The sequence below is a fragment of the Bradyrhizobium sp. 164 genome (genome assembly GCF_023073715.1).
Lineage (GTDB): Bacteria > Pseudomonadota > Alphaproteobacteria > Rhizobiales > Xanthobacteraceae > Bradyrhizobium.
Map to the genome: position 1 here is coordinate 368724 of NZ_JADPKA010000066.1, position 13533 is coordinate 382256.

6 protein-coding genes and 3 pseudogenes are annotated in these 13533 nt (G+C 60.9%); 5 read left to right on the forward strand and 4 right to left on the reverse strand.

The window, feature by feature from the left end:
* Positions 1–142: 142 nt before the first annotated feature.
* Complete coding sequence (locus IVB01_RS21845; RefSeq protein WP_247419080.1) at positions 143–1384, forward strand: ABC transporter substrate-binding protein; 1242 nt, start codon at positions 143–145, stop codon at positions 1382–1384.
* Between the two features lie 125 nt (positions 1385–1509).
* Positions 1510–1620, forward strand: a pseudogene (locus IVB01_RS21850) (branched-chain amino acid ABC transporter permease); the annotation flags it as partial.
* On the opposite strand, the pseudogene IVB01_RS21855 reads toward IVB01_RS21850, so the two are convergent.
* Positions 1616–1843 (reverse strand): annotated as a pseudogene (locus IVB01_RS21855) (Clp protease N-terminal domain-containing protein); the annotation flags it as partial. The pseudogenes IVB01_RS21850 and IVB01_RS21855 sit on opposite strands and share 5 nt — an antisense overlap.
* A gap of 1041 nt (positions 1844–2884) precedes the next feature.
* Between IVB01_RS21855 and IVB01_RS21860 the strand changes: the two are divergent.
* Positions 2885–3139, forward strand: a complete 255-nt coding sequence (locus IVB01_RS21860; protein WP_247354600.1) for a hypothetical protein — start codon at positions 2885–2887, stop codon at positions 3137–3139.
* 301 nt (positions 3140–3440) lie between these two features.
* Here the strand turns inward: IVB01_RS21860 and treZ are convergent, their stop codons facing one another.
* Complete coding sequence (treZ, locus tag IVB01_RS21865; RefSeq protein ID WP_247494877.1) at positions 3441–5384, reverse strand: malto-oligosyltrehalose trehalohydrolase; 1944 nt, start codon at positions 5382–5384, stop codon at positions 3441–3443.
* Positions 5385–5582: 198 nt separating this feature from the next.
* Here treZ and IVB01_RS21870 point away from each other — a divergent pair, with 198 nt between their 5' ends.
* Positions 5583–5864 (forward strand): DUF3606 domain-containing protein, encoded by a 282-nt coding sequence (locus tag IVB01_RS21870; RefSeq protein ID WP_247281206.1) that lies wholly within the window; start codon positions 5583–5585, stop codon positions 5862–5864.
* 23 nt (positions 5865–5887) lie between these two features.
* Positions 5888–8125, forward strand: a complete 2238-nt coding sequence (glgX, locus tag IVB01_RS21875; RefSeq protein WP_247494878.1) for a glycogen debranching protein GlgX — start codon at positions 5888–5890, stop codon at positions 8123–8125.
* Between the two features lie 868 nt (positions 8126–8993).
* Here glgX and IVB01_RS21880 read toward each other — a convergent pair.
* A pseudogene (locus IVB01_RS21880) lies at positions 8994–10194 on the reverse strand (IS256 family transposase).
* A 2337-nt stretch (positions 10195–12531) separates the two neighbouring features.
* The gene (locus IVB01_RS21885; protein ID WP_247494879.1) at positions 12532–13521 is read right to left on the reverse strand and encodes an alpha/beta fold hydrolase; all 990 of its coding nucleotides are present in this window, start codon (positions 13519–13521) and stop codon (positions 12532–12534) included.
* Positions 13522–13533: the final 12 nt, after the last annotated feature.

Below are 13533 nucleotides of genomic sequence, written 5' to 3' on the forward strand. Positions count from 1 at the left end.
TCGTCGCGCCGCCCTTCTCGGATGCCAGTATGCGAGGCCGCTCCCCGCAATCATGAATGCAGTTTCACTTGCCGAGAATCTGTAGGCCGCTATAGTCGCGCCCCAATGGCTCACAAGAGGCCTGTTGAAGGGAGAGAACAACATGAAAAAGAGACTCTCTGTTGCGTTGCGAATAGCACTTGGTACTGCGGCCAGTGTGCTGATGACGGCACCAGGCGCGGCACTTGCGGCGGATCCACTTCGGATCGGCGTTATCGCGGAAGCGCAGGCGATCGCCGGCGCCTCCATCCCACAGGCGGCGCAACTTGCCGCTGACGAGATCAACGCCAATGGCGGCGTCGATGGACGCAAGATCGAAATTATCTCCTACGACAATCACTCCTCTTCCGCGGATTCTGTGCGTGCCTTCCAGCGTGCCGTCAACGAGGACAAGGTCAACGCAGTCATCGCAAGCTACATCAGCGAGGTCGTACTTGCGCTGGAACCGTGGGCTTCGCGGCTGAAGACACCGTTCGTCACGCCCGGTGCTGCCTCCAACGAGATCAGCAAGAGCGTCCATGCCGATTACGAGAAGAACAAGTACACCTTCCACGGCTATCTGACTTCGGCGGCCCTGGCGCTCTCGGTTTGCGATGGCGCCAAGGACTTGCTCGTCGACAAGATGCACATGAAGACAGCAGTCATCATGAGCGAGGACGCTGCCTGGACCAAGCCGCTCGACATCGGCTACGAGGAATGCCTGCCCAAAATCGGGCTGAAAGTGCTCGACCACATCCGCTTCTCCCCTGACACCACCGATTTTACGCCGATCTTCAATAAGATCGAGGGCTCCAAGCCCGACGTGATCATCACCGGCATTTCCCATGTCGGTGTGCAGCCGACGGTGCAGTGGAAGAACCAGCAGGTGCCGATCCCGATGTTCGGCATCTCCTCGCAAGCCACCAACGAAACGTTCGGTAAGGACACCAACCAGGCCGCGGAAGGCGTCCTCTATCAGGGCGTCTCGGGACCGGGTGTGGCTGTCACGCCGAAGTCGGTGCCGTTCGCGGAGAACTTCAAGAAGAAGTTCGGTAACTATCCGTCGTATGCCGGCTACACTGCCTATGACGAGGTCTATTACATTGCCGATGCGGTGAAACGGGCCGGTTCGACCGAGGCGGACAAGCTCGTTGCTGCGCTGGAGAAGACCGACTGGGAAGGCACCATTGGCCGCGTCCAGTTCTACGGCAAGGACGACCCGTTCACGCACTCGATAAAATATGGCAAGGGCTTGATCACCGGCCTGATGCTGCAATGGCAGAACGGCAAGCAGAGCGCGGTCTGGCCCAAGGACGTCGCCACGGTCGACGTCAAGTTCCCGAACTTCATCAAGCTCAGCAACTAGCAGGAAATGCTCCCTGGGCCACTTCCCAGGAGCTTCCGCACGCGTCCCACACAGCACTCTTTCTCAAAGCGGCAGCCCCGCTGCCATGCGGCCTATTATCAATGCGAGTCTTCCACATCTTGGATTCGCGGCGCATTCCCAATGAGGAGAAGGAGATCTTCGTCCTCACCGGCACCCTGCTCTGGGGCATCATGATCCAGGAGCTGATCGCCTATTTCTTCACCATGCGCAGCCGGAGACCTTTGGCAGCTTGTTCAGGGCATCCTCGGTCGCCTTCAGGATTGCACGGGAATCGCCGCCGGCGCGGTCGATCAGACCGCCAGCAAGCCCCTCGCTGTCATCCAGCAGGACCTTCAGCAGATGCAGGGTGGAAAACTGCTGATGACCTTCGCGCATCGCCAGCGACTGCGCGGACTGGATGAAACCGGGCGAGCGCTCGGTATATCGTTCAATATTCATCATCGTCTTCCCTCGGCGATGCCGCTTCGCCCCCGAGTGCGATCAGCAAAAGGAGGTACCGGTTTAGCGTTCGACCGCGATCAAGGCATTGAAGATCCGCGATCTGATCCCCAAACCGCGCGCCGCTTAGTGAATTGTGCGCAAGGCAACAGACGGCATGCTCTTTGGGTTTCCGCAAGCTCGCACTGACATTCGTCAATTCGCCAAGCGGTTTTCGCCGTCGACGCTGAAGCCTACTGCGATAGTGGGCGCATATCGGCGCCTTTGAGCCGTGCCCTGTCCGCGCCAGCCAACCGCTCGGACCGCGCGTCTCACCTGCAGCCGACTTGCGTCGTCCAACCGTGGCGATTCTTGCTAATTCTCGTCCCTCTCGCAAGTCAGCTCGAAAAACGTCAATCCGTCCGCGGATCCACACGAAAATCCGGATAGCCAAACTAACCAAGCGCTACCGGCCAGCGATGCGCGAACAGCCTACCTTGTCGGCGGCGAGCGAAGTTGAGCAATAGTTGTCGCGGTTCCCGCGCCGCAATAGCCTGCCGCGAGGAGTGACTCCGGGCGGCCTTCGGCCGCCTGGGCGACTCTAGTCCGCTTTGCGCGAACTCCGGACATTCGCAAATCGGATGTTATGGAATTTTGACAGCGACTTCGCAGCCTCAGATGAAAAACGTCGTCCAACTCTTGGCCACTCGACCATCCCCGATAAGTTCATAAAACTTAGTGCGCCCGAGTTCACTTCACAGGCCTCCGTGATGGTGCAGGTCAACCGCTGCGCAAATGGGAGGCGACACAGATGGCGGGGCATCAACTCATCTGCGGCTGCACCACGTTCAACTTCGATATCGTCTTCGAGGTCTGGACCACGCCGTCTCAAGATTAGGCCTCCTTCACAGCCGAAGGAGCTACTCTGGGGCGAGCCGCAGTCCACATCAAGGAAGCAAAGAGCAGAATGGAGAGCCTTAGCGAGGAACAGAAAACGTCGGAGAAGTCTAGGCTATGAAAAGCGTCGCAATTTTTCATAACTGGTATTGACGTACAAGTTCGATGTCGGCCAGCGGCGCTAACTACATCGATGCGCCGTGGCAGTTTTCTGCTGAACATCAATACGACGCTGACGACCGACCCACCAAGGATCGGGCAATTCAGGGCAGCACACGATGGAGCATGAACATGTACTTTGCAGCTGTGCAGCAGTGCCTCGATGCGAACCCGCAAGCCATGCGCCAGCGTCGCGAGACGGCCGAGCATCCATTCGGCAAATCGACGCTCCCAAGGGGCGACGCACGTCCCGGGGTGTAGTAGTACCCAACGCGTCGGCACTCGGGTGAAATTGCTGACAGAGTATCTTGAATAGGCTATTCGGGTCGGGCGGCTGGCGAGCGGTGAGCCGGACTCGGGCTGAAAGAACAGCTTTGCAACAGGCTGAAGCGCATCGGAAGCTCGCATCCGGGCGGGCAAAGCACTGTGGGATGCCCTCTAGTCCGCCGGAGAACGCAAATTTGGGACCTCGAAGTTCCACTTAGGGCACTGACGTCTTCAGTGCGTGTAAATCGACAAGGCCCTTGATCCCTCTTGCCCACTAACATCGTCCTTTGGCGTCTCAGAGCTGACCAAGTTGTACCGTGATATCGCCTGGCAGTAGCGCTCCCGATTCTGCGGGGACTCCTCGCCACAAGCAATCGCCTGCGACCAAATCCGGCATGGGCAGCTGGTGGTCGCCAAAGTTGGCGACAATCTGCAGAATGTCCCCCCTCTCAGTCTGCCAGCGCACGTCCACACCGCCACTGCCGCTATCCTGGCCCAGTAGCTCACGTCGCGCCGAAACGAAGCCCTGTTTGATAAGAGGTACGATCTTGTCGTGCCGTATCTTCAGCAGCTGCGTCGTCAGCGTCCGAAACTTGGCGCTCCCGGGAGAATGGTCGATGCTATTCCAGTCGAGCTTCGAGGCCTGAAACGTCGTTTCGTCGCACGGGTCTGGAATCCTGGCACGCATTTCGGGCGTCGAGAAGGCCTTGAAGTGGGAAAACTCCTTGCGCCGCCCTTCCCGCGTCAACTCGGCGGCTTGTCCCGTCCAGTCTGCAAAGAACAGGAACGGCGTTTCGACAGCCGCTTCCTCCCCCATGAAAAGCATCGGAATGTGCGGATTGAGCAAGACCAACGCCATCGCCTGGCAAAGCTTTTCCGGGCTCACCAATTTTGATAGTCGCTCGCCCAAACCCCGATTGCCGATCTGATCATGGTTCTGCGCGAAGAAGATCGTGGCGTCCGGCGGCAGATGGGCGCTCGGCTCGCCGCGAGGCTCGTTATGAAGCGCGAAGATCTCGCCTTGGTAGGCAAAACCTTCCGTGAGCGATCGCGCAAGGTGTTCGAGCGGCTTGTCCGCAAACGCGCGGTAATATCCCTCCTCTTCTCCCGTCAGCAGGACATGAAGCGCATTGTGGAAATCGTCACCCCACTGGGCGTCGTAATATCTCGGGGCTCCGTCCACTCGGTCCAGCAGGTGCGCCTGATTGGCCTCATTCTCCAGCATCAGATGCACGCGCCGGCCCGGCAATTCATGCCGGATGGTCTCGGCAAGCTCGACCAGGAAATGCCGTTCGGAATCGTCCTTCAGCGCATGAACGGCATCGAAGCGTAGCCCGTCGAAGCCGTAGTCGCGCAACCACATCAGCGCGTTCTCGATCAGGAACTCGCGCACGAACGCGCCATCGCGTCCCTCGAGGTTGACGGCAGGCCCCCAGCCGGTGCTGTGGCGTTTGTTGAAGAAATTCTCCGCGTAGCTGTGCAGATAATTCAACTGCGGTCCGAAGTGGTTATAGACCACGTCGAGGTAGACCATGATGTCGAGATCGTGGGCTGCCCGCAACAGCCGCTTGAGATCCTGCGGCCTGCCGTAGCGAGCATTGGGCGCATTCAGCAGCACGCCGTCATAACCCCAATTGTGCCGGCCGGGGACGTCGTTGATCGGCATCAGCTCGATGGCCGTGATGCCGAGATCGCGCAGATGGGGCAGCCGCTTCTCGACGCCGGCATACGTCCCCTCCTCGCTGAAGGTGCCGACGTGCAGCTCGTAGATCACGGCGTCCGCCCATGGCCGCCCCGGATAGAGGGTGGCATCACGTAACCCCGACGTATCGATCACCTCGCTGGGCGCACCGACATCATCAGGCTGGAAGAACGAGGCCGGATCCGGGACGATGAGGTCCTGGTCGATCCTAAACTGATAGCGCGTGCCGACATGCGCTGTCGGGCTGAGCAGCTGGTACCAGCCGTCGTCATCGCCCACCATCCGCTGTGGCGGTCGCCCCACCTCCAGCAACTCCACCGAGCGAGCCGTCGGGGCCCAGAGGTTGAAGCTTATCCCCTGATCGACGATGTAAGCACCGTGTCGCCGGGCCTGTCCGGCAATTCCCAGTCTCTGAATCAAATCTTTCCCTTTCGCGCCCATGCACGGAGTTGGGCATGCCTCGGCGAACCGCGATGGGTCGGTCGTTACGATCGCTTGAAAGGATGCCTGCGCAGGAAAAAGCTGGCGTGCGTGCATTCGTTCCTCGCCACAGGCGTTCGCGCCAGCCACAGCCGATCCGAGCCCTGCCACCGTGAACCCGCAACCGAAGAGGCGATCCGGATGCCCATACCTTCCGCCGGTCTGGAGATAAGCGCGACCAGCTAACGCCATTTGCTACCCGCTGGAACGGAATGATCAGGCGACTGTTACGACCAACACACAGGAGTTGCCACCATGCGCCGCTCGACGCCAAAACCGATTCGCAACAAGCTCGACCTGACCGACCGCACTCAAATGCGCCTCGTGAGAAAACGTTTGGGTCTGTCCGATGCCGAGCTGACCGCGATCGCCGAGCGTATCGGCAATTCGATCTCCGCGATCAGCAAGGAAGTCGCCAAGCAGCGCGCCAACCCGCCGGCCAAGCCGGCCGACGTACCTCCCGCGGCCGTGATCGCCTCGGCTGCGGCCACCGAGCAGGCCGCAACCGAGATACCCACACCAGCGCCGACATCCTGACCGGATTGTCATCGGGGGCAGACATGGACCAAAAGACGCAATCGGACGACGCCCTGACGCGGGCGGCGTCGAGCCTCCGCCGATCCCGTATCACCGAGGGCAAACCGTTTCCGCTCGGCGCCACCTGGGACGGCCTCGGGGTCAATTTCGCGCTGTTCTCGGCCCACGCCACCAATGTCGAGCTCTGCCTGTTCGACGACAACGGTGAAACCGAACTCGAGCGGATCGAGCTTCCGGAATACACCGACGAGGTCTGGCACGGCTATCTGCCCTCGGCCCGTCCCGGCACCGTCTACGGCTATCGCGTCCATGGACCCTATGAGCCTGACGCCGGACACCGCTTCAATCCCAACAAGCTCCTGCTCGATCCGTATGCCAAGCAGCTGGTCGGGCAACTGCGTTGGGCGCCCGAGCTGTTCGGGTACCAGCTCGATCACGCCGACAAGGACCTCTCCTATGACGAGCGCGACAGCGCGCCGCTGATGCAGAAGTGCCGCGTCATCGACCCCGCGTTCACCTGGGGCGCGGCGCGCAAACCCGAGGTACCGTGGGAGCGGACGATCGTCTACGAAATGCACGTCAAGGGTTTTACGCAGCTGCATCCGCTGGTGCCCGAGGCAGACCGCGGCACGTTCTCCGGCCTCGCGCATTCGGAAATCCCCGCGTATCTGCGCTTGCTCGGGATCACCAGTGCGGAGCTGCTGCCGATCCATGCCTTCGTCGACGATAGCTACTTGGTCGACAAGGGCCTGCGCAATTACTGGGGCTACAATTCCATTGCCTTCTTCGCGCCAGAGCCGCGTTACCTGAGGACGCCGTTCGCGAACGAATTCAAGGAAATGGTCAACCAGTTCCATGCCCATGGCATCGAGGTCGTCCTCGACGTCGTCTACAATCACACGGCGGAAGGCAACGAACTCGGCCCGACCTTGTCGTTCAAGGGGATCGACAACGCCAGCTATTACCGCCTGCTGCCGGACCAGAAGCGCTACTACATCAATGATACCGGCACCGGAAATACGGTGAACCTCTCCCACCCACGGGTGCTGCAACTGGTTGCGGATTCCCTGCGCTATTGGGCGACGGAGATGCGGGTCGACGGTTTCCGCTTCGACCTGGCCACCATCCTCGCGCGCGAGCCCTATGGCTTCGACGAAGGCGGTGGCTTCCTCGACGCCTGCCGTCAGGATCCGGTGCTGTCCAGCGTCAAGCTGATCGCAGAGCCTTGGGACATCGGCCCTGGCGGCTACCAGGTCGGCCAGTTTCCGCCCGGCTGGGCCGAGTGGAATGACAAGTTCAGGGATACCGTGCGCGCCTTCTGGAAGGGTGATGAAGGCACGCTGGCAAACCTTGCCAAACGTGTGTCAGGGTCCGGCGATCTCTTCAACAAGCGGGGGCGGCGGCCATGGGCGAGCGTCAACTTCGTCACCGCGCATGACGGCTTCAACCTCAATGATCTCGTCTCGTACAATGAAAAGCACAACGAGGCGAACGGGGAGAACAATCGCGACGGCCACAGCAACAACCATTCCTGGAATTGCGGCGCCGAAGGAGCCACGGACGATCAAGAGATCACGGCGCTGCGCGAACGCCAGAAGCGGAACATGCTCGCGACGATGCTGCTGTCCCACGGCACGCCAATGCTGCTCGCGGGCGACGAGTTTGGACACACTCAGCGAGGCAACAACAATGCGTATGCCCAGGACAACGAGACCACCTGGCTCGACTGGATGGGTATCTCGGCAAACGGCCGCAATCTTCGTGAATTCACGCGCAAGCTGATTGCGACACGCAAGGCCTTCCCGATCCTCTATCGCAGCCGGTTCCTGATCGGCTCCCACCATGAAGAACTCGACGTCAAGGACGTGACCTGGCTGTCACCGTCCGGCGAAGAGATGACCGACGAGCAATGGCAGGACGGCAACGCCAAGTGCTTTGGCATGCTGCTCGACGGGCGCGCCCAGGAGACCGGCATCAAGCGACGCGGCTCGGATGCGACGATGCTTCTGGTCTACAACGCCCACCATGACATCGTGAACTTCATCTTGCCGGCGGTCACCGACGGGCGCAGCTGGCTCAGCCTGATCGACACCAACCAGCCGGATGCGTCCATGACGGACTTCGAGCTCGGACGCGCCTACGGTGTCACCGCGCGCTCGCTGGCAGTGTTTGGACTTGCCAACGATAGCGTCGCGACCCGCCGCCTGCGTCAGGGGCTCGGCGCGTTGCTCGACATCGCCGATACGCCGTTATCGCGCTAGATCTGGGCCGCACGCTCCATCGTTGACTTCGCCCAATAGGGCCACGCGGACGATCACCTTAATCCTGAAAATGCATCAGTCGCGTGCAAAGCATCAGGCGGTACCCAGCCGATCTCTTCAGTCGTGCCGCGACTACCGCACTGCTCGAGAGGCTCCTTCAGGCTGCCCCCCGCGATCTATCAGATCTTGACGTTCTCGAGTAGCTCGGCCGCCTTCGCACGCCTGTCGCCTTGGCCACGCCTGCCCCGGAAGTGGAGGCGTGGCTCTCTTTGGAAATCATCAGGAGAAGGGGCGAGCTCTCTCTCAAATCGCGCGTGTGTGCACATTTGCACAGTCAGTTCCGGTTTGTGGAACTAAGGTGAAAGCGCCGATCGTCCTAGAACATTCCGGATAAATGATGCGACCGCCTCCGGCGCATAAAGCCGCCACCACGCGTCCGGCCAATAATCTTCTTCGAAATCTCAGCGATGAAGACCTTCTGCTAATCCAGCCCTACCTCGAGATCCGCCAAATCGTTGCCGGCCAGGTTTTAACCCACCCTGGGGATCCCAATGATGCGCTGCATTTTCCCTGCGGCCCAAATTTTGTCAGCTTGGCCGTTCCGGTCGACGAAGATCGCGAAGTTGACTCAACAATCGTGGGCAGTGAAGGAGTAGTAAGCGGATTTATTGTTTCGGCCCTTCCAACCTTCTCTCGGACCACAGTGATTGTTGGAGGGGAAGCCATCCGGTTGCCTGTGCGGAGGTTCGCACGGGCGATTCAGCACTCGGCCACGTTCCGACCCGTGTTTGCGCAATACTCGATCGTGTCCCTAAGCGTGGTGTAACTGGCGGTGGGAGACCGCGTTCGCCGGCAAGAGCCGGACTGGTCAGCTGGCGATAGCCGGGAGGCTGACGGTTGGATCATCGCTCAACGGAGCGATAGTTTCCAGCGTCATGTAGCGGGCGCGCTGGACGGCCCATTCGTCGTTCTGCTCGAGCAGGATCGCGCCGATGAGGCGGACGATGGCGTCCTCATTGGGGAAGATGCCGATCACCTCGGTGCGCCGCTTGATCTCACCGTTGAGCCGCTCGATCGGATTGGTCGAGTGCAGCTTGGTCCGGTGCTGCGGTGGGAACGTCATGTAGGCGAGCACGTCGGTCTCGGCCTCGTCGAGGAAGCCGGCAAGCTTGGGCAGCTTGGGACGGAGCTGGTCGGAGACCTTGCGCCACTGCATTTTAGCGGCCTCGGCATCGTCCTGAGCAAACGCGGTGGCGATGAAGGCGGAGACGACGCGACGGCCGCTCTTGCCGGCATGGGCCAGCGCATTGCGCATGAAGTGAACGCGACAACGCTGCCAAGAGGCGTTGAGCACCTTGGCCACGGTGGCCTTGATGCCCTCGTGGGCGTCGGAGACGACCAGCTTGACGCCGCGCAGGCCGCGGCGGGCGAGCTTGCGCAGGAATGCCGTCCAGAACGTCTCGGCCTCGGAGGGCCCGACGTCCATGCCGAGAACCTCGCGCCGGCCGTCGCTGCTGACGCCGACCGCGACGATCACCGCGACAGATACGATACGCCCCTGCTGGCGCACCTTCACGTAGGTAGCGTCGATCCACAGATACGGCCAGTCGCCCTCGATCGGACGGCCGAGGAATTGCCTTTACCTTGTCGTCGATCTCCGCGCACAGCCGCGAGACCTGGCTCTTGGAGATGCCGCTCATTCCCAGGGCCTGAACAAGGTCGTCCACCGAGCGGGTCGAGACGCCTTGCACATAGGCTTCCTGCACCACGGCGGTGAGCGCCTTCTCGGCCATCCGGCGCGGCTCCAGAAAGCCCGGGAAGTAGGAGCCCTTGCGCAGCTTGGGGATACGAAGCTCGACCGTGCCGGCGCGGGTCTCCCAGGTCCGGTCGCGGTAGCCGTTGCGCTGTGCCAGACGCTCCGGGTTCTTCTCGCCGTAGGCGGCCCCGGTCTGGCCTTCCACTTCCAGCTCCATCAATCGCTGGGCAGCAAAGCCGATCATCTCGCGCAGTAGATCCGCATCAGGGGTCTTCTCCACGAGCGTGCGGAGGTTCATCATCTCATCGGTCATCGGTGGTTCCTCGAATCAGGTTGGTGTCAGCAACCCGACCCTACCGGCGAACTGCCGGTGACCACCCCAAAGCCGCCCGCCCGCTACGGCACTATGTGACGGCGCGCGTCCGGGCGGCTTTGCTCTACCGAGCTACACCACCACCGGGGACACGACCGCGCCGACGCCGATCGGCAGGTTCGCGAAGACGGGCCCGGCTCTGGTGCCATCGGGCCTTTGTCCAGCCGTCGAACCCTCGGACTATATTTCTCAAGCGATGAGGGACCTACCCGCCTACGCGGCTTGCCATCTCTTTGCACCAGGTTAGCGCTGATGGCCCAAGCCAACTCCAAGACTACGCGCCTTTTGCCTCAACGAACCCTCTGATCGCTTCATCAGCTTAGAAACTTGGGCCACCGGCCTGCGAGCCTTGGAATGTGCCTTGATTAGCCTGACATCGTCCTTGGTGTACTCTTTGCGCTTGCTCTTGGTCGCTTTTGCCACTTGGTGCTCTCCAACTTGATCGCACGCGGGGTTAAAGTGCTCTTGTGAATCCGTCGAACCAGGATGATCTTCATGGGGCACTCAGATCGCAATTGATGGTTTGTGCCCCAGGCAGCATGTGAGGACTTCGATTCCCAACGGAGTGTGGTTACATTTCGTGATTGAACCTCTTAACTCTGCCATCGACCAACTTTCTATATTCAAAAAATTATGAGGCGTACGATGTCACCTTCAGAAGAAGAAGACGATCGGCGCGAGTTTTTAGAGGCTTGCGGCAGGTTCGCCTCCGTAACACCTCCGGCCATTACAGCGTTGCTTTCGACCTCACTTAGTAGCGGCGCAATTGCGCGCTCCGACGGCCGGCGCGGTGTATCCTTGATCACTGCCGCTGAGAACCGGAGGCCGCGAGAAGCACCCTCAGAAGCGGCGCAAGAATCCAGGGTCACCGCTCCCACTCAGGCTGCTCCACAGACTTAGCGAAGGAGGCGCTTGCAAGCTGCTGGACTCCGCTGCTGACTTGCCCCACGCCGCTGTCGCTTTGCGCCCGCCTGCCCGCTCCCGGGGACTCGATCCTCCATCGGCACGAAATCGCGAGAGGTAATTTGGGGCGTTCGGATCATGGCGCGAAGACTCTCGCGCGCTGCCCTACCGCTGCGGCCACATGATCCGGCTATCCCCTGGCCGAGGTCGACCAATGCCCGGACGATGTCCGCCTCTCCGGTTTCGGGCCGAAATTCACCTGCACCACATGCGCGGCGCCGACGCATGGTCAGATTTTGAGGGACCGAGGATCGACGCCGGCGATTGAGGCTGGGACGCTGGGACTGACGGTGGATAAGGCGAACGGGCCGCCGCAACCGGCACGGTGGCTCCTTCCCGCCAGGGCAGGAGTGACAACCGCAGACCCCGCGAGGAAGCTCGTCCATGCGGCGCCGAATAACGGACCGGCGGACCGCGCTGGCGGACTGAGCGGCGGGGTTAAGCGGGCGCACCCGGTGTTTCACTGGCAATGCTCGAGATGAGTCTCATTCTGACGATCGGGGAGCCGTCGTTGGGGTGCGTTAGTGGCGCTCTTCGAGATCTTGCCGTCGATCGCGGCGCCGCGACCTGAGGCGCTTGCCACCAGAGAAATCACTGGAGGCCGCGGCGCGTACCCCCCGAACGACGTCTGAGTAGCGGATTTTTCTGCGGCCGCGATTCTTTCCACTCGGCGGGTTTCGCCGCGCAGCTCCTGACACTGGCCAAGATCTTCCGGTCTTCAACCCAAACGATTTTTGGTCGACTTGGCCGCGGGAGCCCCATAGTCCTCGCCCGCTTTGGGCCAGCTCGCGATATGGCCCGGCTAGTTGAAGCAGCTGAATTTCAACGCTGAATCCGGTTCGCTGATCGCCAGATTTAGCTGGACCGCGCGCTCAAGATAGTCGGTCAGAAACTTCATAAGATGGCCTTTTCGCCGTGCCAGCTGCCTGCCCAAGTGCAGTAGGCGGCGCTACCCCTGGTGCGGCCAACCAGTCATTGATTTGCAAAGCAGCCTCAGCCTGCCTGACGCGCTTCATTAGAAGGTCTCGCTGAGTACCGCCAACAACTGTTCGGCGGCTTCCCGAAACTTGGCAGCCTTCTAAATGAGACGCTGCTTAAACGAGCTAATAACAGGAATTGCCGTTTTGCGAGCGCGTGAGATCGATCCTGCAGGTTGTCCTGAATAGGTCTGCCGCGAACTGCCGATCGCCTGGCAAGATTACCGAGACGTTTTGACCGCTACTGATTACTGGGCAACGGCCGAAAATTGGGACGCCACCGCACGCTGAAGGCGTAGCTAAGAGCTGACCAACTCCTTTGGCGTTCTGGACAAGCCTATCTGACGCAATCGTCCGGCGGTCTTTTTCCCGTGAAGCGGTCAGTCATCCAATTTACCGCCGCCATCGCGCTCGCCTGGGCTGCGCGTCCGTGGCCGATACCGGGCAACATCACCATCCTGACCTTGCTGCCGGCTTTGCACAACTTGTCCATGTAGGCCTGCGTGACCGCGGGCTGGATGACCTGGTCGTTGGCCCCCTGCGCAAGAAAGATGGGGATCTCAGGGGAGAGCACCCTGGTGCTGTTCTGTTCGAGAAGCGATCGCCAAGGTTCTGCCTTGCTCGGATCTTGCACGGCCAGGAAATATTGCTCGAGTGGCCGCCCTGTCCTCTGCCTGACGATCAGGTCGAAAGGGCCTTCGATGCATTCTTGCGCCAGCCTGTCGATTGCAGGCATGGCGCGCGGATCGACGACGTTGTCTATGGCGGCTCCGTAGACTCGGTGCCACGACCAAAGCGTCATCGCTGTGATGTTCTTGCCGCCGATCGTGTTGATGTCGTCGCTCATCAGCTTCACGAGGTCCGTTGCCGGGGCCGCTGCAGCGACACCGAGAAGCTTCAGCTCAGGAGCGTAGGCGTTTGCGATCATTCCGGCGAAGAGCGCGGCCTGCCCGCCTTGTGAATGCCCCCAAACCGTGAAGTCCTTGCCATCGCCTGCGCGGGTAACGGAGCGTGCCGCGCGCACAATATCAATCACGGCTCGACCTTCGCTCTCACCGACCAGATAAGGATGCGGGCCCGGCGTACCGAGCCCTGGATAATCGGTCGCCGCAACGACGAAGCCACGGGAGATCATCGAGCGAAGTCCCTGGATCTGCTGAAACAGAAAAATGGCGAGCGATGGGGCGCAACGCGGCACGATACCCGAAGTCGGATGTGCCCAAGCAACGATCGGACGTCGGCCGAGCGCGGGCGTGCCTTGCGGAACGATGACGACGCCGGACACAAAGACCGGCCGACCGTTCAGCCCCGTCGAGCGATAGAGCACGCGATAAGTGGA